The 23646-nt window shown below is 40.3% G+C and carries 22 protein-coding genes; 19 read left to right on the top strand and 3 right to left on the bottom strand.

All coding sequences use genetic code 11. From position 1 onward, the window contains the following. A partial coding sequence (locus VK664_RS23515; RefSeq protein ID WP_461401159.1) for a SusC/RagA family TonB-linked outer membrane protein occupies positions 1-2850 on the bottom strand: 2850 nt, incomplete at its 3' end. A 627-nt stretch (positions 2851-3477) separates the two neighbouring features. On the opposite strand from VK664_RS23515, the gene VK664_RS23510 reads away from it, so the two are divergent. Continuing rightward, the gene (locus tag VK664_RS23510; RefSeq protein ID WP_461401158.1) at positions 3478-3996 is read left to right on the top strand and encodes a DUF6252 domain-containing protein; all 519 of its coding nucleotides are present in this window, start codon (positions 3478-3480) and stop codon (positions 3994-3996) included. Positions 3997-4010: 14 nt separating this feature from the next. Here VK664_RS23510 and VK664_RS23505 read toward each other — a convergent pair whose 3' ends face one another. Beyond that, entirely contained in the window at positions 4011-4781 is a 771-nt protein-coding gene (locus tag VK664_RS23505) for a TssN family type VI secretion system protein (RefSeq protein WP_461401157.1), read from the bottom strand. 113 nt (positions 4782-4894) lie between these two features. Between VK664_RS23505 and VK664_RS23500 the strand changes: the two genes are divergently transcribed. From VK664_RS23500 to VK664_RS23415, 18 genes are all read left to right on the top strand, one after another. Then, positions 4895-5749 (top strand): hypothetical protein, encoded by an 855-nt coding sequence (locus VK664_RS23500; RefSeq protein ID WP_461401156.1) that lies wholly within the window; start codon positions 4895-4897, stop codon positions 5747-5749. A 2-nt stretch (positions 5750-5751) separates the two neighbouring features. Further along, the gene (locus tag VK664_RS23495) at positions 5752-6183 is read left to right on the top strand and encodes a GPW/gp25 family protein (protein ID WP_461401155.1); all 432 of its coding nucleotides are present in this window, start codon (positions 5752-5754) and stop codon (positions 6181-6183) included. Positions 6184-6236: 53 nt separating this feature from the next. Beyond that, on the top strand, positions 6237-7163 hold the full coding sequence (locus VK664_RS23490; RefSeq protein ID WP_461401154.1) for a hypothetical protein: 927 nt from the start codon (positions 6237-6239) through the stop codon (positions 7161-7163). A 54-nt stretch (positions 7164-7217) separates the two neighbouring features. Further along, entirely contained in the window at positions 7218-9710 is a 2493-nt protein-coding gene (locus tag VK664_RS23485; RefSeq protein WP_461401153.1) for an ATP-dependent Clp protease ATP-binding subunit, read from the top strand. 154 nt (positions 9711-9864) lie between these two features. After that, positions 9865-10311, top strand: coding sequence for a hypothetical protein (locus VK664_RS23480; RefSeq protein ID WP_461401152.1), 447 nt, complete (start codon positions 9865-9867; stop codon positions 10309-10311). Positions 10312-10331: 20 nt separating this feature from the next. Next, on the top strand, positions 10332-11705 hold the full coding sequence (locus VK664_RS23475) for a DUF5458 family protein (protein ID WP_461401151.1): 1374 nt from the start codon (positions 10332-10334) through the stop codon (positions 11703-11705). 11 nt (positions 11706-11716) lie between these two features. Then, positions 11717-12094, top strand: coding sequence for a type VI secretion system tube protein TssD (tssD, locus tag VK664_RS23470; RefSeq protein WP_461401150.1), 378 nt, complete (start codon positions 11717-11719; stop codon positions 12092-12094). A gap of 18 nt (positions 12095-12112) precedes the next feature. After that, positions 12113-12583, top strand: coding sequence for a type VI secretion system tube protein TssD (tssD, locus tag VK664_RS23465; protein WP_461401149.1), 471 nt, complete (start codon positions 12113-12115; stop codon positions 12581-12583). 18 nt (positions 12584-12601) lie between these two features. Next, positions 12602-14386 carry a type VI secretion system Vgr family protein gene (locus VK664_RS23460; RefSeq protein WP_461401148.1) on the top strand — a complete coding sequence of 595 codons (1785 nt, stop codon included), beginning with the start codon at positions 12602-12604 and terminating at the stop codon, positions 14384-14386. 28 nt (positions 14387-14414) lie between these two features. Next, a complete protein-coding gene (gene tssD, locus VK664_RS23455) occupies positions 14415-14819 on the top strand; it encodes a type VI secretion system tube protein TssD (protein WP_461401147.1) in 405 nt (134 codons plus the stop codon). A gap of 39 nt (positions 14820-14858) precedes the next feature. Beyond that, positions 14859-15254, top strand: a complete 396-nt coding sequence (tssD, locus tag VK664_RS23450) for a type VI secretion system tube protein TssD (protein ID WP_461401146.1) — start codon at positions 14859-14861, stop codon at positions 15252-15254. 46 nt (positions 15255-15300) lie between these two features. Next, a complete protein-coding gene (locus VK664_RS23445) occupies positions 15301-15810 on the top strand; it encodes a hypothetical protein (RefSeq protein ID WP_461401145.1) in 510 nt (169 codons plus the stop codon). A gap of 14 nt (positions 15811-15824) precedes the next feature. Beyond that, positions 15825-17684, top strand: a complete 1860-nt coding sequence (locus VK664_RS23440) for a hypothetical protein (RefSeq protein ID WP_461401144.1) — start codon at positions 15825-15827, stop codon at positions 17682-17684. Beyond that, positions 17681-18616 carry a hypothetical protein gene (locus tag VK664_RS23435; RefSeq protein ID WP_461401143.1) on the top strand — a complete coding sequence of 312 codons (936 nt, stop codon included), beginning with the start codon at positions 17681-17683 and terminating at the stop codon, positions 18614-18616. The genes VK664_RS23440 and VK664_RS23435 overlap by 4 nt, the downstream gene beginning before the upstream one ends. An 11-nt stretch (positions 18617-18627) precedes the next feature. Next, complete coding sequence (locus VK664_RS23430) at positions 18628-19806, top strand: hypothetical protein (RefSeq protein WP_461401142.1); 1179 nt, start codon at positions 18628-18630, stop codon at positions 19804-19806. Positions 19807-19820: 14 nt separating this feature from the next. Continuing rightward, the gene (locus VK664_RS23425) at positions 19821-20123 is read left to right on the top strand and encodes a PAAR domain-containing protein (protein ID WP_461401141.1); all 303 of its coding nucleotides are present in this window, start codon (positions 19821-19823) and stop codon (positions 20121-20123) included. Between the two features lie 137 nt (positions 20124-20260). Next, complete coding sequence (locus VK664_RS23420) at positions 20261-20980, top strand: LytR/AlgR family response regulator transcription factor (protein ID WP_461401140.1); 720 nt, start codon at positions 20261-20263, stop codon at positions 20978-20980. 3 nt (positions 20981-20983) lie between these two features. Beyond that, positions 20984-22972, top strand: coding sequence for an ATP-binding protein (locus VK664_RS23415; RefSeq protein WP_461401139.1), 1989 nt, complete (start codon positions 20984-20986; stop codon positions 22970-22972). A gap of 125 nt (positions 22973-23097) precedes the next feature. Here the strand turns inward: VK664_RS23415 and VK664_RS23410 are convergent, their stop codons facing one another. Continuing rightward, on the bottom strand, positions 23098-23355 hold the full coding sequence (locus VK664_RS23410; protein WP_461401138.1) for a hypothetical protein: 258 nt from the start codon (positions 23353-23355) through the stop codon (positions 23098-23100). Between the last annotated feature and the right edge of the window lie 291 nt (positions 23356-23646).

Genomic DNA, 23646 nt, shown 5'->3' with positions numbered 1-23646 from the left:
GTCATTCATTATAGCTGTCAGGTTGGAGGCACTTCCTGCATAAGCATTGCTAAACTCAACTTTGTCGCCATTCAGGATCTTATTTCCCAAAACAAAGTTGACAAACACGCTCAGGTCAAAATTCTTATATACAAACTGGTTGTTAAGCCCACCGGTAAATTTCGGTTGTGCATATCCGATAATAGTCTGATCATTAATGTTTACTATTCCATCTCCGTTCAGATCCTTTAACTTCTTGGTTCCCGGGGCAGGCATTCCGACTGAAGCGCTGTTATCTGCTACCCCGGCCTTCAGCATATATGCGCCATTAGCAGGGTTATAATCAAAGTCCTCCAGTGTATACATACCATCTGCAACATATCCCCGGATGGTACCTACCGGCTCACCTACCTTAACCATGTACTCATTTCCTGCACCCCAGCCGGAACTGGCATAGTAAAAATCAGCAACACTGGAAAGTTTCGTTACTTCATTTTGGTTAGTGGATATATTGAAATTAATATTCCACTTACTATCCTTACGGGCAATAGCCACCGTACTCAGTTGTAATTCCAATCCACGGTTGCGGACACTGCCTACGTTTTGCAATTGGTTGGTAAAGCCTGAATTGGCCGCTATTGGCACGTTGATCAACAAATCCCTGGTATCATTCATATACGCATCTAAACTTACCTGGAGCCGGTTGTTAAAAAGACTTACATCAACGCCAGCATTACGTGAAAGGGTAGATTCCCATTTAAGGTTAGGGTTGGCAAGGCTGTTTATTGCATAACCGGGCAAAAGAACATTATTCAAACTATAAGGCGAAGTATTGGATCTGAATAAGGATGTATATAGAAAGTCATTGATCCTGTTGTTGCCGGCCAATCCATAACTCAGGCGCAGTTTTATATCAGAAACAGCGTTTGTTTTCGTAAAGAAATCTTCATTAGAGACGCGCCATGCAACTGATCCTGAGGGAAAGAAGCCCCATTGATTTCCGGGGGCAAACTTGGAAGATCCATCTGCCCGGGCGTTGAAAGTTGCTAAATATTTATTCTTGTACGCATATCCTACCCTTGAGAAAAAAGAAGTGATCCTGCTTTTTGCATCTCCGGCTGTGGGATAAAGTGGTAGAGAAGTTCCAAGACTTAGTTGTGAAAATGCTTTTTCAGGCGTAATCCCCACCGGGAAATAACGAACCTGGTCGGTTTGTGAATTTGTGGAAAGCTCGTATATCTCCTGGCCCGCCAATACATTGATAGAATTATCCTTGTGAAATTTGGATTTAAATGAAGCGTTTGAAAAAGTTAAAACAGCATTTTCATTTATAGAAGCTGCATTGCTGGTAGTAATATTGACAATCGGTTGTCCTGAACTGTTTGTAACAGCGTTCCAGGTAATATAGTCATCAAAACTGTTTGATTTACCTGCATTTTTATTAATGCCGCCCGTAACGCGTAATGACAAATAGGAGGTAAACGAGTAATTTAAATACCCGCTGATGGTCGTGTTATTTGTTTTATTGCTCCTGTAAGTTGCGTTGGCAAACTGAATAGGATCTATGAGGTAATAGCCGGATGAATTAGTATAAGCAAAATAAGCCTGGTCCTGTGCGTTTTCAGGATCGGTAGAATTTAAGAGGAACGGCCTGTACTTTACTGAATTGCGTAATCTGTTATTGGTCACATTACCCGATGCACTTGTTCCACCGCCAATGATCTCCTGTTCATTATACCCAAAATTTAATCCAACTTTAAATTTATCAGAAACAGTATGATCAAATCTCATGTTCAGCAAATTCCTGTTATAACTGGAATTGATCATGATACTTTTTTCATTGTTATTTGTGTAGCTGATATTAAAGGTTGTGTTTCTGTCGCCACCTGTCACACTTGCATTATGAGTTTGTGTGGCGGCATCGCGTCCAAATGTTAACTGCTGCCAATCGATATTGGGTTTATTCCTGATTGAATCCAGTCCCACCCATGAGTTACCATACTGCGAAACAAAGGCCACGCTGTCTGCATTAGTATTTCTTGTTTTTTCCCAGTTATATTCGATAAAATCTTTTGGGCTCATTACATCGAACTTATTAACCAGTTTATTGATGCCATAAAAATAATTATAGGCCACCACTGTTTTCATCACCTTGCCTCTTTTAGTAGTAATGATAACTACCCCGTTTGCTCCCCTGGCACCATATATAGAAGTAGAAGCAGCATCTTTCAGTACATCTACAGACTGGATATCCTGTGGTGATAAATTTGCCAGCGCATCTTCCATCTGTACACCATCCACCACATACAGTGGGGTATTATCCTGAGTAATTGAGCCGCCTCCACGCACTTTGATGTTAACGGCTGCACCTGGGCCGCCTTCCGTGGTTGTTATGTTTACTCCTGCCAGTCTGCCCGTAAGTGCCTGTATTGCTGAATTAACAGGCACATCTTTTAATTGCGCCGCATTTACAGAAGATACTGAACCGGTCACGTCTTTTCTTAATTGAGTTGCATATCCTATTACCACTACATCTTCCAGCTCATTTGTTTTTTTAATTAATGAAGTCGATACGAGCTGCCCTACGGAAACCTGAATCTCTTTGGAGAGATAATTCACAGCAGATAATAGAAGCGATGTTTTTTCTTTAGAGACCTTTATCCTGAAGTTTCCTTTGCTGTCGGTAACAGCATTGTTATTGGTGCCTTTCTCATTGACACTTATTCCTTCGATTGGAGTGCCATCTTCATTTTTTATATTTCCGGAAATAAAGACCGGAGTAACTGATTGGGCAAAAGCCGGAGATAAAAAAAATTGTAGTACTCCCAATAACAGTACAATTTTTAGTAAAAAATGAGAACCCTTTTTCATAATGGCAGTTAAATTTTTATTCGTTAGAAAATGCAATATTATCTCTGGTTTTGTAATTGAATATTTACTTATCACTGGCAAGAATATCTACCGGTAAAAAGAGGCAGTCCTTCATTTTTGTTTTTTATGTATTCATTAAAATAGTTGGTTTGATGAAGTAGATCTTCTGAAGCAAGAACTCAGTAGAAGAGAATGGTTGTTTGGATACTATCAGTTCAGTAAAATTTGCAATTTTCATTCTATGGCAGTAATGTAAATGGATTGAAACTATCTTCTCAGGAAGCCATTTTATTATTCGATGTTATCCTTCCAGAGAGATCCGATGTAAAAGTATTGTTATCAAAATAACATTATAACGACATAGATATACTCAAAAATGCATAAAACTTACGCTATAACGATATTTTATCAACAAATATGGATAGCGGGTCCAACGCAAACGAAGAACTGCATTTTTATAACACTCGGATACTATATTCTTTATATGTAAGACATCTCTGTTTTACTCCCATGCTGAATAAGGAGTTCGTTCATCTATTTAAATGGTTGTTCAGCGATTGGTTCTTATATCGGTTATCCTATTCATTAGTTTTGAAACAGCAACTGTAAAAAACAAAATAGTTCATTATGCGACACCTGATCAGTTTATCATTTTTTGGCATCCTCATCTTTTTCAGCAAATGTTCCGGCCAGACACAACAAGCTGCCGAAGCCAAAAAGTTAGCAGGGGAAATCGCTGAGAAAACAAACACTCCCGGGGAACCGTCCAGTGAAACCCTTTATATGAAGGCAACCATTGATGGAAAACCGTGGAAGGCGACGAGATTAATCCGGGATGAAAGTGTTAGCAGCAATAATTACAGGGTTACGGGCACAGGTAATGAAACCACAATAGGATTCTATGTTTATCTACCGCACCTTAAAGTGGGTGATGTAACCGAATTCCGGGAAGATCATGCTGCTGATTTTATAACCAATGATGAGCATAGTTTTTATGGTGCCAGAACTGGAAAATTTGTGATCACTAAGCTGGATGACCAGGGATTTGAAGGAACATTCTATTTTACCGCAACCACATCTTCTGTTTCAAAAAAATTCGAAGTCACCGCCGGTTCTCTAAGATTTCCATGGGCAAAAAGAAAATAGCATTCGCTAAGAATTCAATCTACACGAATAGCATATATAAATTCGTTGGGTTGAATTCTATTATCGCGAAAAGACAGATCCGCATCAAAAAAATGCTTCTGGTCGAACCATTTTTTCTTTCGGAAGAAAAGCCATCCGAAAGGTTGTTGCACTGATTTTAAATATCCAATGGGATGCTGAATATTTTTATCGTTGTAATCATTGATAAAAATAAAAAACAACTGTCCCAGTGTCATGTTCATTGGTGCTTTAGAAGTGAAATTGGTTTGTGTTGTATCCTGTGGATCTTTGGAAAATACGAATTGAATAACTTCTATCTGGGAAAGATCAATCATATCCAGATCCGGCATTTCCTCGTTCAACGGGTAATACCATGACTTGTATACAGGGGGAGGAATTTGAAAAAAAAACCGGTAGACCTGCCAGCAAAGATAAGGAACAATGAATGGCAGCCCATAAGTAAGGAACCGGTAATCTAAATGATCTGACTGTATTAAGTAATATAAAACAGCTGCCACGACAGCTCCTGCCAGCATAAGCATTACTGTAAGCAAAAAGCCTTTCCAGAAATCGCTGAAAGTAATTTGTGGAACAAACTTATACATCAGCAATACATGTCCTATGCCTAAAGCCAGAACCAATGCCTGAGCAAAATAATAATATAAATCCGCTTGATTAGTATCCGTCCAGTGAAGTAAACTGATAGAGCCAAGTAATATCACCAGAATCAATGCATATAAGAAAGGCTTCTTCCCGTATTTTTTTTCTATCCGATTTTCGGCCATATATGCATGAGATTGAGCTTATTGAAATGTAATTTATAGAAAAAGTCCTAATCACCCTCCGAATATATTTTCTTATCTGAAATTCTGATTTTAAAAAATTAAAACACCCAAATATGAATAATAGAAGCACGCTATTGCTCTCCTTCATGATCCTGGCAAACCTGATGTTACAAGCGCAAACTGAAGCCAGCGAATCCAAATTTTATATAAAGCTTTATGGTGGATATGGCCTGATTACGCCGGGATCTTATAAACTTGTTTCATCCAGTAATGCCGGAGGTGCCAGTGGCAATACCTCCTTAAGTAAACAAGGGCTTGGAAGTGGGCTACGTGTAGGCGGTGGCATCGGCATTATCGTAAGTGATTTTCTGAACATAGGAGCGGATGTGGAATATCTCTCCGGATCAAAATTGAAAAGCAGCACCAGCTATCTTCCCGCCACCGGATTTTCTTATATCTCGCAGACGGAGATCAGCTATACGTCGCTGTCTATTACACCACATGTAATTTTTAAAGCTTTTTCAGAACCGGGTTATCTTATTTATAATAAACTGGGCATCATGCTGAATTTGCCGATGGATTTAAAGAAAAATCAGAAGGACTCTTCCTTCAACAAGGCTGCCTCTTATACATATAATGCGGACAAAGCAGGAGTATATAAAGTGGGACTTACGGTTGGTTTGAATGTGGCCCTGGGAGTACAATTCGTATTAACGGATAAACTAAGAGGGTATACCGAAATATTCGGCAACTACCTGGTTTTGTCGCCTGACAATTATGATGAGAAACGCAAGGAAGTGGCCAATGGAACGACCGTCAATTCCGACTATCACACCACTTTTATAAAGAGTGGACAAACATCCTACACAATGACTGGCAATACAACCACATCTACAGTGTCCGTTTCCGGCAATACTTTCAATATGCATACCGTGGGAATTAATATCGGAATCGCTTACAGATTTTAATCATGCAGCATACATTTTATAAGTTGCCCCTGAGGTTAGATCAAATCATTCAGAAAAAAAAACTGGCGACCTGTACGTTAAAACATTCCATTGCTCAAAATCTGCATCTTATTATTTCCACTTACCGTGGTGAAGCCGCTTACTCGGACGAATTCGGTTGCAGCTTATGGGATGAAGAATTTAATATCCAACTCAACTTTCGCTGGAAAGAAAATTTGTGCGATTCTTTAAAGCAGGCTGTTGTTCAATTCGAAAAAAGGTTGCAGTTGCAGGAAGTGAAAGTATTAATGCAGGAACAGAATGAATTAGTGGAAAAAGGAAATTTGCGTGTGCGAAAATGCCTGCATATTGAAATCAAGGGGATCATTACAAAAACAAACGAACCCTTTCATTTCAGGGATTCCATATTTATTTCCCCTTTGGCCCAGAAATAAAAAGAAGTCACAATAGAATAATCTAACGCCTTCTGAATTAAAATATAATTGGCATGAAACCAGTAAACCAATCTGCAAGAAGTTCAGCTATAAATAAATTTTTGGGATTTTATGCCATTTCATTGATGGCCGTGATACTGGTCGCCTATTTTTTATTCAATACACCAGCAGGCATTTTCAAAAATAAAATACAAAAATACAAAAGCACGGAAGCCGAACAGAGTAATCTTTTAAATAAAATAGACCGCATGACCGGTAATTTGAAAAATATTATTCATACAGATGAAAAGTATTTGAGCAGCAATAATGAATATGAAAAAGGAAGTTTACTCAGTAATCTTCAGGAATATCAGAAGAACATCAATGATGCATTGGTGAATCTGAAAAATGACAGTTCATCTTTTTTGTCACTGGTATCAAAAAAAGATTCTTACAACTATATCAATGTTTTTAATGCGATCATAACCTACCGCAATACCATCACTTCCCTGCAAAAGACTTTGGAGGGAAAGGGAGGGGACGCCTCGGAACTATTAAGAATGAAATCGCAGCTTGATCTTTGTAATCAACAACTGGAGATTTGCAAAATGCTTGCTGCGAAACCCGCACCAGCTGCTCCGGCACCTTCCGGTGGTGGTGGGAACAATGCAAAAGAAGCAGAGCTTCAGCGGTTATTAGAAAAGTGCCAAACCGATCTGGCTGCCTGCCAGAAAATAAAATCCGGAATAGCTGTTCCGGTCCCTGTAGAGCCTATAGGCAGTTCCAATGAAAACAAAAAAGCATTGGTATTATACGAAGCCGGCCAGGATCTGTATACGATGGCGGGAAAAACAAAAAACCTGATCGAAAGACGAGGAGTCCTTTCAGCTGCAAAACATCTTTTGCAAAAATCAAGTATTGATTATCCCGATAAGGACAAACTGAATAAAATGATCAATCAGATTGATGCAGAGTTGAGGAAATTATCGAATATGGGATAATAGCTATTCGTCCCGGATTCAGATTTTTATTAACAATTAACCAGAATAAATCCCATGCCATTTCCCGAAGAAGTTAAAAAAGCGATATCCATTGCCCGGTCACTGGCTAAAGAATACCGGAATGACACTTTTGGCGCACCGCATTTATTGCAGGCTATCCTGCACAATGAAATAGGCCTTGCTTCCTGGCTTGCTTCCATTCAAAAAGACATTCATTTCATGCGTGAATGGGCCGAGATCCGTATCGAAAATTATCCCAAAAATGGCAAGAGCACTGAGAATCCATCGGCAGACATTCCGGTAGCTACCACACTTGAACTGGCCGATCTGATCGCCCTTCAGTTAAACCATGATTATACGGATGCAGTAAGCATTTTTATTGCCTTATTGAAACCAGGAGTTGCATTTACACCCGACCAACTGAAAACATTTCCAGTTACACAAAAAGATATAATGGCTGCCGCGGTAGATGACAATGTTTTTCAGGAAGCTATTAAACCCCAATCAAAAACTGATCCTGACAGTGAGAATGCAACAGGAAAAAAGACCTCAAATGCACTATATAAATATTGCATGGATAAAACGGCATTGGCTAAGGATGGCAATTTAGATCCAATCACCGGAAGGGATAAAGAATTACGTATGGTGCTGGAAGTGCTGGGCAGAAGAACAAAACCCAATGTTATTATTGTGGGAGAACCGGGGGTTGGCAAAACTGCTTTGATAGATGGTTTCGCCCAATTAATCGTTCAGGGAAAAGTTCCCAACAGCCTGCAAAATGCCCGCTTATTTGAGCTGGATACCGGGGCCCTGGTAGCTGGCGCATCTTATAAAGGTGAAGTGGAGGACCGTATTAAAAATATTATCAGGGAAATAAAGCAATATGAAAAAGCCATTCTTTTCATTGATGAAATTCATTCCCTGCTCGACAGCAGAGGTTCTATCGGAACAGGTGTGGTAAATCTGCTGAAGCCGGAATTGGCAAGAGGTGAGCTGACTCTTATTGGTGCTACGACCAATGAGGAGTACAGAAAATATATAGAATCGGATGAAGCTTTCAGCAGACGGTTTGAAGTGGTAAGGGTAGAAGAACCGGATATACCCTGTGCTGTGAACATGCTTAAGCAAATTGTAAGACTTTATGAAAATCACCATGACCTGAAAGTGGAACCCGACGCACTTCTGGAATCGGCAGTCATGGCAAAAAGATATTCAAAAGACAGAAAGCTGCCGGATTCTGCTGTTGACCTGATGGACCGAACAATGGCTGCCATTAAAATGATGGGTGATACTTCTGTAAAAGAACTGGGCGTCATTAAAAATAGACTGGACATCATCTTAAATACGCATTCGAATGACCCGGATAGCTTACTTATAGAATTGAAAACCTGTTACAATGAATTAAAGGACAAACTAAGTCCCATACTATTGAATAAATTAGAAGATGGTGATCAGCAGCAAAACCCGGACCTGGAAATTCCTTCCTCTTTTTCTGAACACCTCCGGTCTCTGATCATTAAACTATCCGGATTCGCCGGTGAAAAAAAAGAGACCGTCACCAAACAAGACATTGCAGCTATCATATCTTACAAGACAGGAATACCACTTGGAAAAATACAAAGCAAGGAAAGAGAAAAACTATTGAGCATTGAAGAGGTATTAAAGAAAAGAGTAGTTGGGCAGGATCATGGTATAAAAGCAGTATCCGAAGCCATTTTAGAATCCCGCTCGGGATTGATAAGAGCCGGTCAGCCAATTGCATCTTTTTTCCTTCTTGGACCAACAGGAACCGGGAAAACGGAATTGGCAAAAACACTGGCAGACTACCTTTTTAACGATGAATCGTTTTTGATCCGGTTCGATATGTCGGAATTCAAAGAAGAACATTCTGCAGCACTGCTATATGGGGCTCCTCCTGGTTATGTCGGTTATGAAGAAGGCGGTGTATTGGTAAATAAGATCCGGGAGAAACCATATTCGGTGGTTTTGTTTGATGAGATCGAAAAAGCACATCCTTCCGTGTTTGACATATTTCTGCAGATATTAGATGAAGGTAAATTGCATGATCGCCTCGGAAAAGAAGGAGATTTTTCCAATGCAATTATTCTTTTTACTTCTAATATTGGTAGTGAGCTCATAGCCGATAGATTCAACAAAAATCAAATTCCTTCGACAAACGAAATGATGGAAATAATGAATAAGTATTTCCGTCCTGAATTCCTTGCCCGACTCACTGAAATTGTACCTTTTGCGCCCATTTCCGAAGAGAATGTAGTGAGCATTTTCGATATTCATTTGCGAAGCCTTACAGACCCTTTGCATAAACAAGGCATTTCGCTGGCTATTACCGGGGATGCTAAAAAGTTCCTGGCTCTTTCGGGATTTACTCCGAAATATGGGGCCCGTCAAATAAAGGGAGTTATACGGAATCAGTTACGCCGTCCCATTTCACGCATGATCATTAGCGGTAGTCTCATCAAAGGAAATAACCTGAAAATTTCGATGAAAGAATCGCCCGTCAGCGAATTGTGCTGGGACATTGAATAGCACATTCATCTATTTATATGGTTGTTGGGCGATATGATTATTCTACCAGCAGGCAAAGGTTTACGTTTACTTCAGGTTATCATTTTATCCATTATAAAATTGTTCTTCAAATTTTAAAGACATACATATTAATCATTCTTAAATCTTGCTAAATATGTTCAATTATGATATTGGTGGTCAGGAAAGAAAAAGCGAAGTTAATGAAGGCATTTCCGACATACCACAAAACCGGACTTTGTTAATTGAAAAGCTGACAGATGAAGCTCCGCTGTCTCCACAGATCATTCCGGATCTGAAAAGCATCAATGATGTTTTTGCTTTTTTCAAACCGACCAAAGAGGTTGAATTTGAAACCGCCGACGGTGCAGGCAGAACCGAACAATTGCATTTTTCATCTCTGGGTAATTTTGGAAAACAGGGTATCACCCGGCAAAGTACTTATCTGAACGAGTTAAGTCATCAATGCGAAGACCTGCAGAAATTCGTAAAACAGTTAAAGACAAATAAGATCCTGAGAACATTGCTTGAAAATAAAGAAGCAAAATCAGCCTACTTATCCTGCATTCAATCGCTCATCAATGAAATGGAACAATCAGCCTAAAACATTTTCAATACATCCACATGGCAAACGAAGAAAAACAAATACAGGAAACAAGCCCTGCAGTACGAGAATCAGTTAAATCACTTACGGTTGAACAGGCAACTGCCGCCCTTATAAAATATGGAGGTTTCGCTATTGTTGAAACCACTATTGATGGCGCACAAAACCTGAATCCTGAAAAAAAAGCCAGGAAAAAAATCTTCCTTAGTGAAGAGTCTAAAAAAGAAGAACGTTCTGCTTTAAAGCAAAGACTGGTAAATATTACCAGTCTGCTATCCGATTCTGATTCCGTTGCCGAACTGGTGGAGAATGCGCAGGCGAAAGCAGACAATGCTCAAACCCTGCTAAATAAAAATCTGAAAAATGCGCTGGAGGCCACCAGGGAACTGGAACGCACATACCGGTCCGTAAATAACTTTTATAAGAACACCGACCAGGATAAAGCAAAAGGTGTTTACATAATGAATGCCGGCATGGAACAACTTTCCGATCTGGACAACACCGTTTTCATCGACGCAGTTTCAGAAGAACTGACTCAAAATTATGACCGTCTTGATCTGCGCGATAATTATTCCATCCTGGCCTTACCTGGATATCTCGGATCTAAAAAAGCCGTGGATAAATGGGCGCGCATAGCACATAAGAATAAAGTAATGCTGGTAACAGATTTCGAACACCTGGATGGTGCGGATGATGTGCTGGATCTTTTCGAATCTGCCAATCTTACCGGCGGAGACGCTTATCTGTCCAATGTAATGATGACCTGTAACTGGCTTGTAGGAAGAGGCAAGCAACAGGATGTTGGAGAAGAGGAAGATTTATTTGTTCCACCGTCCACCGCGCTTGCCGGAAAAGTATACGGCACCCTGATGTCCCAGGTCGCCGCCGGCAGAAAATATGGTGCTTTGAATGAAATAGACGGAGTAAAGTTTCCACTGAAGAAAAGCGAAATAGCCCAACTGGAAAAACTGGGGCTGGTACCCATGGTCAATGAATATGGCAAAGTGATGCCATTTTCAGCAAAAACATTATTCAATGGCGATAATATCGGATTACAAACATATTCGGTGGTTCGTGTATTCGACTACGTTATAAAAGTGCTGATCGATTTCCTGAACCGCCGCGCATTTGAGAATTTTAATGTGAATACCCGAATGGATCTTCAGAAACAGATTGTAAAATTCCTCGATAGTATTACCGGACCAGGAAAACTAATTGAAAAATTCAAAGTGATCCGTTTTGAACAGGATCCGAAACAAAAAGACCGGATCTTCCTGGATATTCATATGACGCCTTATTTCCCGGCAAAGAACTTCCTGATTAAACTGGACGGACATAAAGGTGATGATCCGGATTCTGCAGAATGGCTCGCAGAATACGAACAGAATAAATAATCTTCAATTATATGGCATTCAAAGTCGAACTATCAATCGATAACCAGGTTTTTCCGGTCAAAGATTTTTATCTCGCAGTTGTGCGGGAAACGACTCCGAAAGGACAACCCAACTCCAGTCCATCCTGGACACTGGATGTAACCCTTGATGCAGTGAAAGATACAACGATAACCGGATGGATGATCGATCCGGATAAGCAGGTTGACGGGAGCATAACCGTTTATCAATCAGACGGAGTGGGAAAAATGAAGACGATTGAATTCAAGGGTGGCAATTGCTTTGGGATGATCGACCTGTTTATCCCTGAATTTGCTGAAACCAGTTGTTTCATAAGGATATCAGGACCCGAAATCCATGTCGGCAATGTTAAACTTTCAACTGATGATTAACACAAGTAAAAATAAATTATGGCCTCAACAGTAGATTTAGACCTCGATGGTAAATCATTTAAGGTTCTCAAGTGTCTCTGTAAATGCAAACAGCAATTTGATCAGAATGGGAATCCCGCCTCCGGCGTCAATGGAGGAAGTATCAGTTTGCTGATCGAAGGCAGCGCTGATGATGATTTCGCTTCCTGGATGTGCGACAGGCAAGCCAAAGACGGAACGATCAATTTCTCGATAGACGACTCGTCTTTTAAAAAGATTGAATTCAAAAACGGGTTTCTCGTAAAGATGCATGAAAGCTTTCATGCAGAGGGTATGATTAAACTTGACCGATGGGACCGTTTTACTGTATTTGATGATGTTGAGGAGAACTACATGTATAATCAGGTGCTTGACTATCAGCAACGGTCTGGCATGAGTTATCTGATGCAATGTTCCATATCCGCCGAAAAAATTTCCATAGATGGAGTTGATCATGATAATATCTGGTAAAAAACAGCTTTAAGTAATATGGCGCAGCAGGTTAGGACGAAAATAGAACTGGAAACTGAAAAAAAAATATCGCGTTTCAAAGACCTTGTCATATTCCAGGATTTGTTTCGCCATCATCGTTTTGAATTAACAGTTCCGTTTAATGAGCTGGAAAAAAAAGGCGAGCTCTTTTTTCAGAATTCACATAAAGATGTCTGCGGGAAAACCCTTTCAATATCTTTTGAACCTGTTTCCAAAAAAGCCCCATTTGATTTTCAATTTAAGGGTATCGTAACAGAAATTAAACTTTCTAATTTATCAGACTTTTCAAAGGTCTTTATCATTAAAGGTTATAGTACGACCATGTTGCTCGAAGATTGTTCTTTGAAAAGAACATTCATAAAAAAATCAGTACAACAGATATTTGAAACTGTATTAACAGATTACCCAGGAAATGTGATCAAAAAAAAACTGAACCCGAAGAATAGGAATCTTCTTCCCTATGTTGTACAGTACGACGAGACGAATTTTGATTTTATTAGTCGCCTGGCGGCAGAATATGGAGAGTGGCTTTATTATGATGGTCAGCAGATCGTGCTGGGCAGCACAGGTAACAGTAAGGAGGTGGATTTTATCATTGACGGAAATCAGTCCTTTGATATGTCGATCAGCCTGATGCCAGCGAAATTTAAGATGATGGCCTATGATTATACGAAAGACCAATCTTATAAAGGCAAATCATCCGGGCAGAACGTAGATGGATTGGGGCAGTTCAGCAAATTTGCGCTGGATGAATCTGAAAATTTGTTCAGCCAGGAAGCGCTGATGACTGCCAATAAACCAGTCTGCAGTCAGAACGAGTTAGACGAACTGATCAAATTCAGGCGCAGCGGTGTTGCAAGCAACCTGATTGTATTTCATGGGCGGGGTGAAAATCCGGATCTAACGGTAGGTACTGTGATCAATGTAAGTGCATCAAGTCCGAAAAAAGGTGGCCGGGGAAACCAGGAATCAATTGGTAAATACAGGATCACGGAGATTTCGCATTCCATCGACAGTAATGGAAATTACTCGAACATATTTAAGGCCGTGCCTGAAACAGCAAAGTTCCCCCCAGTAAATCCCTGGATAAAACATCCGGCAGGACAGCCGGAACTGGCGACGGTTACCGATAATAATGATCCGGATAAACTGAGCCGCGTAAAGGTTGCTTTTAACTGGCCGGGAAATGATCATGATTCAGATTGGATTCGTGTAGGAACTTTTTATACCGGTGGAGACGACCGTAAAGGAATGCAGTTTATACCTGAAAAAGAGGCCCAGGTGGTGATAGGGTATGAACTCGATAAGCCCGAACTGCCTTTCGTTATAACGAGCCTCTACCCTAAAAAAGATGGTATGCGTTCACGGAAAGGAAATAATGAGGAAAAAACTATTTATACAAAGGCAGGTAACCTGATCGAGTTAACTGACAAACAGGGTGAAAACAAAATACAGATAACCAATGTGAATAATGCAGATACAGCTATCCTGATTGAATTTAAAGAGAATGGTGCAATCACATTAAAAACAAATGGAAAAGTAAATATAGAAGCTCAGGAAAATATTTCGATCAAAGCAAAACAAAAGATCACGTTTGAGGCCAGGGAAATTGAAATGAAAGCAGATAACAAAACCACGATAAAAGCCGCTTCCATTTCAATCGAAGCGGATGCAACAGCTGAGATAAAGGCAAATGCGAGCGCTAAATTAAGCAGCGCCAATACGGAGGTGAATGGCGATGCGATGACCACGATTAAAGGGGGGATAGTTAAAATTAATTAACCATTGATAACAAATAAACCAACATAAGATGTCAACCGTAGCATTAATGTCAGTAGAAGGTAAAAACGTTGCTCCAATTAATTTCAAAATTGATTCATTTAAGACCTTCTCTGCTGTAGATGGAAGTGTTACCTCTTCAATCCAGGGAGGAGTTGTTTCTTTTGAGATTGACCTGGAAGAAGAAACTGACAGTGAGTCGTTTTTTGCACAATGGTTTGCAGACAATTCAAAAAAGGATGCGGTTGTTGACATTCTTGCTGTGGGAGAAACTTCAAGGTTTCTCTCCATTGATTGCCGAAGAGCGCAATGTGTGCATTATAATTTGATCGTTGACCAGCGAATCGATAGTAAAACACAAAATTCTACGGTGTTGATCCAGCTTGTCTCTTCGAACATTTCTATCGGGCAATCACCATTTATCATTGGCGGATAATAATTAATCTTTAATCAATAAATCTTAAAACTTACAATTATGCCATCAGCACTATCAGCAAAGTTCAAACTTGACGGAAATGAATTCTCCGTTCTCAGTTGTTCTTACTCCTTTGGACAGGGAACTAACGCGCAGGGGCAACCCAGCACAGATGTCCAGGGCGGAACCATTTCTCTTCAGATCGCCGCATCAGACGATAGCAGTATCATCAACTGGATGGTGGACCCTGGTGGAAAGAAAGACGGAAGCATTGCTTTTATCGGATCAGACAGTAGCGGAGGTGTGATAAAGGAAGTCAAATTCGAGGAAGGCTATTGTGTTGGATACTCAGAATCGTTTAATGCCAGCTCCAGTATGCCTATGACCATTTCCCTGAACATTTCCGCTAAAAAAGTAACGGTTGGAGATGCCTCACATGAGAAAACATGGAAATAGGTTCATCCTTTTTCAGAATATATTTTACATAATTAAATCATTTAAAATGGAGTGGCTAATAAAAACGACAGACTGGCAAGTCTGTTGTTTGGGACAAATAGCAGGCGGCACAGCGGTAGCCGGAGGGTACTTCCTGTTTGTATTTCACAGCGCGACAGCCGGAGGCTCCGCTTTCTTCGGCTTTTCAGGCGTTGGCATGGGTATCGGCGGAAATATGTCAGGCGTACTTAACCCAACGGATTATGGAGACATTTCATCTCCGTGGTCAACCATGAGCAATACATGGTTAACATGTGGCGTACATCCATTCAGCGCAACCGATTTAAACGGCGCGATCGGAAGAATATCATCCTTTGGAGGTGGGATTTATATTGTTGGTTATAGCTTCACTTATATTACAGCGAATCCCTTCATAAATCCGGATGATTATTATTTTTATACGCAGAGCGTTGGTGGACTGGGATATGGAGCCAGTAATGGTGGCACCGGCCTAAGCGGCGAAGTGTTGAAAGGAGCCTGGAACTTTCTGGGTGAATCTTCCTTAAAACCAAAATAATATACATTCAAATCATGGCAACCGAAGAATTAAATCAGAAATATTTTACCCGCGAGAGAGTACGCAACCGCATGCTCAAAAGAGCCGCTGAGAGCTGGGGCTTTCCGGAATCTGAAATGGATGATTTCGATCCGCTGGTGAATTTATTGATGGAAGCCTGCTCGGTTGAATTTGAAAAAATTGCCGGAGAGATGGGGAAAACCCAGAACCGGATGATGGAGCGACTCGCCCGCTTATTATATCCGGGCATGATCGATGTAAACCCTGCATACGGTGTCATACAGGTCAGATCTTCAGAATCGACAGCAGTTTTAAATCAGGAAGAACAGTTTATTTATAAACCTTCAGGCAATGACAGGAAAAGGGATAATCTTAAAACGGAACTTTTTTTCTCTCCCGTTAGCAATACAAAAATTTTTGACGGTAATATATCATATATAGCTTCCGCGCGTGAATTATATAGCATAACAGATGGTATCCAAAAATTGCAGGTATCATCATCCTCAAAAAAACGGGTTGATCTTCAGCATGTAGTATGGATTGGATTGGATCTGAATGAAGAAATAAATTCAGTGAACGGGATGTCCTTCTTTTTCAACTGGATGAATCAGCCGGAAAGTAATAACTGGTATCAATACCTGCCTTATACCGAATGGCTATTGGAATCAAACACGCTAACCAGGCACGGGGGAGTGCCCGTCAATGATGAGATTTCCGAACCGGTCAGTATTCTCCAAAGCGAATTTGATCCGATGCAAAAAATAGAGGCGCGGGTAATTGAATTATATAACCGCCATTTCATCAGTTTATCCTCAACAGAAAGTTTCGATGATCTGAAAATAGAAAGGAGGCCCTATCCCAGGGCTTTTGACCAGCTCTTTGATAAAAAAGATTTGCAGGCATTAAAAGAGCCTTTGTTGTGGATTGAGATTCATTTCCCCCCTGTTATACCTGTTGAAGCATTGGATACGGTATTTGTAAGTATAAATGCCATTCCGGTCATAAACCGAAAACTCAATAAATTCACTTATAAGCTTGTTCAGTACCTGAATATTGTTCCGCTTGAAACGGACGGTAGCTTTTTATCGGTCAGGGAAGTGACTAACAGTCAGGGACAACCGGTTAAGTTGGTGCCATTCGCCAATCCTTCAGGACTTATGCCAGAAACCTACACCCTTCGTTATGGGGTTAATCGTTTTGATGAACGAAATTCTTATGAAACGCTGGTTCACCTCACTGAACTGATCCGGGAAGAAAGTTCATTTTTTTCGTCGATGGGCGAGGACTTCCTGATCCATCATATTCGTGAATTAAACCAGGTATTGGCACGTATTGAAGACAAAGTAAAAATGCTTAATAAGAACCAGTCCCCTTTTCCTTACCTGGCAATAAAACCGAAACAACTAAATGGCAATATAATGATTGAGTTCTGGAGCTGCAATGGTGAACTCGCCAATAAAATACCTCTTGGATCTAAACTGATTTCTTATAAAAGCAGCAATGTATTGTCAAATACCATTTTTTTCATTTCCTCCACCTATGGAGGAAGGGATAAATTCAGCGATGCTGAAAAGGTTGACCAGTATAAAAAATCACTGTTATCGCATAACCGGATAGTGACCCTGGAAGATCTGAAATCGTTTATGCGTACAGAACTGGGTAAAATGGCCCGCGCCATCGATTACAAAAAAATATTTGTTGCAGGAAGCCATCCAATGGAAGGTTTTATCCGTTGCATGCAAATTGAAATAACGCCCGAACCAGGGAGCCTGGAACCGGAAGAATGGATTGAGCGCCTGAGGGATCTGACCCTTTCGCTGGAAAAACAATCTGTCAATAATATTCCTTACCGGCTAAACCTGGTTGCTTCATGATAGACTATAAAGAATTTTCAGGTCTTTTACAGGCGCTTCAATCAGATATTCGTTTTGAAGTTATTCTTACAGATCTGCTAACCGAAGACCTGAGTATGGACGATGTTGTGATCGAGAGTGAAAGCCTGTTTAAAAGAAATTATCATTTCGATATCGAGAGCAGCGGCGAAGTAGGATATGACAGCAGCAGAAAGAAAAAACTGCGTTTTGTTGTTAACAGGGAGGGGATTTACGACCAGCTTCCTGAAGACCTCTTTCACCAGGTATCAGAAACAAACAATTTCTCAGATAAGCATGAAGCCATACAGGAGATCAAAGAGCAACGTGATCTCGAAAAACACATCCGCCGGTTTTTTCAACCAATAGAACACGAATTTTATAACCAGCGGATAAAGCTGGAAATGGAAGAACGGAAGTTCCTGTTTGAAACCAATCATGTATTACCGGGAGATATTTTTAATTATCTGTGGGATCTGCCGGAATTCCTGGATGATCTTCAGAAAAGCAAACTCGGTTTACTGATGCCGGTTATTAATAAATTAGCCGGAAGAAAGGACCTCCTGCCCTTTATTTTTGAGAGTATTACCGGAGATCCGGTTGAGATCAGGGAAACGGTCCCGCGAGAGCATGGAATAAATGAAACTCCCGTTCTGGGCAATATGCAATTGAGTGTGGACAGTATTTTAGGTGGGTGTTTATGGGATCTTCGATCTGCATTTACGATAATTATTTTTGTATCTGACTTAAGTAATCTGTTAGATTATATGCCGGCCGGAAAAAAAATAATTCTGCACGAATTTCTCTGCGATTTATTTATGCCATTGGATTCGGAAATTATTTTTGAAACTGAGTTTACAAAAGACTCCACTACATTTTTAATTGAAGACGATTCGGTTTTTCAAGGAAGATTAAATTATACAACCATTATTTAAAGCACGCATGTATGCCTGGAGATATTAAACACTTACCCGTGAACTGGATAGACGGAATGAAAATTTCCAGGAAACATTTTGAGCAAACCGGTTTTTATACTGAAAAACTAGGCAGGGATGTTTCAGCTTTGCACCTGACCGATTATAATTTCGGTATTTTACCGGTTGAAGGTTCTTTGGATTTATCTGTCTTTTTCGATTCGGCTCAATTGATCACTATAGAACTCAAATCATGCAATGCTATTACTCCAAATGGAAGCAGAATTCAGATTGGATCTGAAGATATTCACAAGCTGAGTATAAATTTTAAAGAAATTTCGGCCAGGTATAATCTCCAGTTATTGCAAGCCCAGCAGCTATTTATACTTGTTACTATAAATCCGTTTGAGCGCTTGCCTGCCGGCACGCCCATAATGGAAGAAAACCCTCCCCGTCATCCTTTTACAAAACCGGAAATACGGTTGGATTTATTGCCAGGTGAACAATTAAATACGACTCAATTGTCCGGCAGCCTCATAATTGGCAGGATCACTTATCAAAATGGCGAATTACAATTTAGCACTGATTTTATTCCGCCGTGCACTTCAGTAAGCAGTTTGCCCATTCTGGCTGACTGGTTTACAAAATTCCGCCAATCTTTAGATAGTTGGGAATTATCGTGTTTGAAAGTGGTTCAAAAAATAAATTCAAAAACGCAATCGCAGCAGCCAAATGTTCTGGCGAATAATATTCAAAAAATCAGTGAAAAAATGCTGGAACAATTGGTGAAACAAAAAATCGGATACCAGTGGATTCTGGGAAAATCTGCTCCCGTTTATTTATGTGTCTCTTTACTGGAAAATATTCAATTTGTGCATACCATGTTGCAATGTTTTGCCGAAAAAGACCGCGAGGAAATGCTGAATTATTTTGCAGAATGGACAGAAACGACTGCCGGCACGTTGGAAAATCAAACCCTGCGTGTTTTGCAACTAAATTATAACCACTACGATTACGGATCGCTGTTAGATGAAATTAACCGGTGCTACCTGGCTTATGTCCTGATTTTTCAGAAGCTCGCGCAGTTGGAATTTATCGGCAAAAAGAAAGGACAGAGCATTTTTGTGATCGAGCAGGAAGTGAAGGAAACAAAAGCTACCACCCAAAACCCCATTCAAAAATCGAATAACCGCTGGAGTCCATTAACCTGATTAAAATATTATTTATGAGCAGTCCCGCGGCAAGAATCGGAGATATGCATGTTTGTCCCATGCTTACACCTGGCCTTCCACCGATACCTCATGTAGGTGGACCGGTTACCGGACCTGGTTATCCGACCGTTTTAATCGGAGGAATGCCTGCGGCTGTTGCGGGAGATATTTGTGTTTGCGTGGGACCTCCGGATATAATTGCGATGGGATCAAAAACAGTTTTGATTGGAAATAAGCCTGCCGTCCGGATGGGCGATCAAACGGTCCATGGAGGAACCATTATTGCAGGATTTCCTACTGTGCTGATAGGTGGATAATTATCTCTCTGATCTCCACCTGATTTAATTAAATCAGTTTGACTGTTGATCATGAATACAGAGTCGCCTATAATGTCAATGATGTTATAGGATGATCGCTAAAAACGCTATATTGATCGGGATTTAAAAGACTGGTCATGAACCCTGGGAAAAAAGAATACAAATGTTTCATCGTGGATGACAATGAGATCGATCGTCTTACTACGGCATCTTTTGTCCGCAGGTATTCATTTATTAAAATAGCAGGTCTTTTTGATTCTGCCGGTCCCGCTATAGAAGCTGCGGAAAAGTCACTCCCCGATGTTCTTTTTTTGGATATTGACATGCCGGAATTTAGCGGTCTTGATCTGAGGGCTCAACTCAAAAAAGTGCCTGCCTGTGTTTTCATTACTGCATACCCTGAATATGCAGTGCAAAGTTTTGAAGTTAATGCACTGGATTTTTTAACAAAACCTCTCAAATCCGACCGCTTTGATATTTCCATGGACAGACTTCAGTATTTTCTGGATATACATTATAAAGCTGAATTATTAGATCATTCGTTAAATGAGGAAAGTTTGTTCATTAAGGACGGACACGATCACATCAGAATTCAGTTCTATGATATTATTTACCTGGAAGCGCTCAAAGACTATACAGGCATTTTTACAAAGGAAAGAAAATATTGTGTTTTGACGCCATTGGGAACCCTATTGAAAGAAAAGGCTTTTCAATCTTTTATCCGGATCCACAGGAGTTATGCTGTGCAGAAACATTATATCCGTAAAATTACTTCCAAAGCGGTAATGGCTAATGATGTCCTTCTGCCTGTTGGCAGAAGTTATAAGGAGATTGTGGATACTTTGCTAATTCAATAATATATGAAATTCATTCTTTTTATTTTCTCTTTTAGTCTTTTGCAGACCGGGCTTTTTGCCCAGACAAAGGGTCAGTCCCGAATTGATTCGTTGCTGATGGATCTGAACACATTGAAAGACGACTCCGGTAAGGTGAGAACCCTTGGCCGGCTGGCACAAGCTTATTTATACGTTAATCAAAAAAAAGGGATTGAATATTCTGAAAAGGCATTAGTGATCGCAGAAAAAATGAACTGGAAAAAAGGAATTGCCAATCTCGAGAATGATCTGGGATTGATCATCGGGGATACCGGCAACAATATCCAGTCAAGAGTTCACTTTGAGAAGAGTTATGTTTTAAATAAGGAATTGAACTCTTCATTTAACATGATTAACAACCTGAATAATATAGGCAGGAGTTATCAGCGGGAATCCAACTTTTCCCTTGCCCTGGATTATTTTTTTAAGGCACTGGCCATTGCTCAGGAAATTAAAAGTAATGAACAAATCGCCCTGGTCGGAACCAATTTAACGGCCAGTTTCGCCGCACAGAAGAATTACATTAAGAGTCTGGAATATGCCCGGATGACTCTGAAATACGCAGAACTTTCCAATACTCCAGACAATATTGGAAAAGCCCTGATGCAGATCGGGATAATCCAAATTGAAATCAAAGATACGGTTGAGGCCAGGCGTTATATGGCGAGGGCGTTAAAAGTATATGAAGAGATGGAAAATCCATCTGGCGTGGCGCAGGTATTGGGCAACCTTGGCCCGCTGGAATATCCAAATTATAAAAAGGCAATAGAGACCATGTTGAAGGCCCAGAAGATAATGGATGAAATCGGAGCGACATCCTATATGTCCATTGGCAACTTGGGGAATCTGGGAACAACGTATTACGATCTTGCAATGCATAGTGCCTCCGCTCAAAAAAAAGAATTGATAGATAATGCCGAATTCTATTTAAAACGCGGAGTGCAGCTCTGTAAAGAAACAGGCAATACTGAATACCTGGCAGTTATTTCTAATAATCTGGCTGATCTGGAGGAGGCAAGAGGCAATTATAAAGCCGCATTGGGACATTATAAAACCTATTATTCCATCAACGATTCCCTTTTTTCCCAGGACAAAAAAAATGAACTGGCCGGCATAGAAGGCAAACACAATATCGCCTTAAAGGATAAAGAAATTGCTATCAGCAAACTGGAATTAGCCAGTCAGCATAGAACACAGCTTGGATTGATTGTGGGTCTGGCTTTATTAGGAATAATCGGAGGATTATTGTTCTGGCAAAGCCGAATGCGTAAAAAATCGAACACGACCCTGATGGTTTTAAACAATCAACTGGATGAGGCAAACAAAGTAAAAGTGAAATTTTTTGGTATCCTCAGTCACGATCTCAGAAGTCCTATCGCCAGCCTGATCAATTTTTTGCACCTCTTAAAAAATGAGCCGGAGCTGCTCGCAGCTGACGAGAAAGCTGCCTATCAGCAACAGATCAGCAAGTCTACGGAAGAATTATTGCAAACCATGGAAACTATGTTGCTCTGGAGTAAAGAACAGATGGAAAATTTCAAACCTGACATAAAAATGGTACAGGTCAGTGAATTATTTGATTACCTGCAAAAGTTTTTCCCTCAAACATCGCAGCTCAATATCCGGTTTGATAATCCTGAAGCACTCATGGTTTCCGGCGATGAAAATTATCTGAAAGTAATCATGCAAAACCTTACATCCAATGCCATTAAAGCGCTGAAGAATACACCTGGCGGTGTAATTGAATGGAAGGCCAGGAAAGAGAATGCGCAAACTATTCTATCCATAACAGATAATGGACCGGGAATAAATGAGGAGCAGGTGAAATCGCTTTATTATGAAGGTAGTGGATTCAATGCCAAAACCGGGTTTGGGTTTCATCTGATCAGGGATCTCGCCAAAGCCATTCAATACCAAATTTCGATCGAATCGAAACCTGGTACCAGTACAACTTTTGTTTTGTCCTATTCATAGTTAATTTATCAACGGCCCTTGCGATGCAAAGGCCGTTGATAAATTAATTAGAGCTTAATTCCTTTCGATAAGTTATCATTTCGCTCCCCGAGTGATCGATAGCATTTCTTGAAAACGTTGTATAATTACTCCAGGTGCCGAAACCATTTGGTAGTGGGGCCTTCCACTATCAGGTAGCCACCGGAGTTTGGCCCTGATTCAATGAAGTTGACCCTCCAGCTGACATCTCCTTTGTGATACTTTTGTGCATGTGCAGCCAATGACTTTTCGAATGCCTGCACTTTGTCTGTTTTTACAAAAACACGGTTGAAGCTAATAACGGTTTTTTCCTGTCCTGCTGCGAATATGGGCAGAAGGAACAACACGAGAAATGGTTTGCTCATGTGTAAAATTTTAGAGGTTAAAAAAACGCGTCCGTAGAGTAAGAAGCAAAAAGGAGGATTAATGAGTTCCGAGGTAGGCCTGGATACAGTAGATTCTAAAGCTACAAATCTTAAATGAACTCTTTCTTAGGTTCATTTTTATTTTTTCAAGTTTCGCCATGATCCAAAAAAGCGTTGACATTAAACTAACCCGCCTCCGGCAGGTCCGGGATCAAATATGTCCATTAACGTTACAATCGCTCAAAGTGTGCATTGATAATTTATTGATCGAAGTCAAATTTCATTTTTTGG

The organism is Flavitalea sp. (genome assembly GCF_035489435.1).
Lineage (GTDB): Bacteria > Bacteroidota > Bacteroidia > Chitinophagales > Chitinophagaceae > DATHKG01.
The sequence above is the reverse complement of the archived record's forward strand: the minus strand, read 5'-3'. Positions and strand labels throughout refer to the sequence as shown.

What these genes read in the sequence shown, in the direction of transcription:
- VK664_RS23510 (WP_461401158.1), top strand. Translation starts at nt 3,478, where the DNA reads ATGCGACACCTGATCAGTTTATCATTTTTTGGCATCCTCATCTTTTTC.
- tssD (WP_461401147.1), top strand. Translation starts at nt 14,415, where the DNA reads ATGTCAACCGTAGCATTAATGTCAGTAGAAGGTAAAAACGTTGCTCCA.
- VK664_RS23410 (WP_461401138.1), bottom strand. Translation starts at nt 23,355, where the DNA reads ATGAGCAAACCATTTCTCGTGTTGTTCCTTCTGCCCATATTCGCAGCA.
- tssD (WP_461401149.1), top strand. Translation starts at nt 12,113, where the DNA reads ATGGCCTCAACAGTAGATTTAGACCTCGATGGTAAATCATTTAAGGTT.
- VK664_RS23505 (WP_461401157.1), bottom strand. Translation starts at nt 4,781, where the DNA reads ATGGCCGAAAATCGGATAGAAAAAAAATACGGGAAGAAGCCTTTCTTA.
- VK664_RS23500 (WP_461401156.1), top strand. Translation starts at nt 4,895, where the DNA reads ATGAATAATAGAAGCACGCTATTGCTCTCCTTCATGATCCTGGCAAAC.
- VK664_RS23440 (WP_461401144.1), top strand. Translation starts at nt 15,825, where the DNA reads ATGGCAACCGAAGAATTAAATCAGAAATATTTTACCCGCGAGAGAGTA.
- VK664_RS23420 (WP_461401140.1), top strand. Translation starts at nt 20,261, where the DNA reads ATGAACCCTGGGAAAAAAGAATACAAATGTTTCATCGTGGATGACAAT.
- tssD (WP_461401150.1), top strand. Translation starts at nt 11,717, where the DNA reads ATGGCATTCAAAGTCGAACTATCAATCGATAACCAGGTTTTTCCGGTC.
- VK664_RS23430 (WP_461401142.1), top strand. Translation starts at nt 18,628, where the DNA reads ATGCCTGGAGATATTAAACACTTACCCGTGAACTGGATAGACGGAATG.
- VK664_RS23480 (WP_461401152.1), top strand. Translation starts at nt 9,865, where the DNA reads ATGTTCAATTATGATATTGGTGGTCAGGAAAGAAAAAGCGAAGTTAAT.
- VK664_RS23475 (WP_461401151.1), top strand. Translation starts at nt 10,332, where the DNA reads ATGGCAAACGAAGAAAAACAAATACAGGAAACAAGCCCTGCAGTACGA.
- VK664_RS23415 (WP_461401139.1), top strand. Translation starts at nt 20,984, where the DNA reads ATGAAATTCATTCTTTTTATTTTCTCTTTTAGTCTTTTGCAGACCGGG.
- VK664_RS23435 (WP_461401143.1), top strand. Translation starts at nt 17,681, where the DNA reads ATGATAGACTATAAAGAATTTTCAGGTCTTTTACAGGCGCTTCAATCA.
- VK664_RS23495 (WP_461401155.1), top strand. Translation starts at nt 5,752, where the DNA reads ATGCAGCATACATTTTATAAGTTGCCCCTGAGGTTAGATCAAATCATT.
- VK664_RS23445 (WP_461401145.1), top strand. Translation starts at nt 15,301, where the DNA reads ATGGAGTGGCTAATAAAAACGACAGACTGGCAAGTCTGTTGTTTGGGA.
- VK664_RS23490 (WP_461401154.1), top strand. Translation starts at nt 6,237, where the DNA reads ATGAAACCAGTAAACCAATCTGCAAGAAGTTCAGCTATAAATAAATTT.
- tssD (WP_461401146.1), top strand. Translation starts at nt 14,859, where the DNA reads ATGCCATCAGCACTATCAGCAAAGTTCAAACTTGACGGAAATGAATTC.
- VK664_RS23485 (WP_461401153.1), top strand. Translation starts at nt 7,218, where the DNA reads ATGCCATTTCCCGAAGAAGTTAAAAAAGCGATATCCATTGCCCGGTCA.
- VK664_RS23425 (WP_461401141.1), top strand. Translation starts at nt 19,821, where the DNA reads ATGAGCAGTCCCGCGGCAAGAATCGGAGATATGCATGTTTGTCCCATG.
- VK664_RS23460 (WP_461401148.1), top strand. Translation starts at nt 12,602, where the DNA reads ATGGCGCAGCAGGTTAGGACGAAAATAGAACTGGAAACTGAAAAAAAA.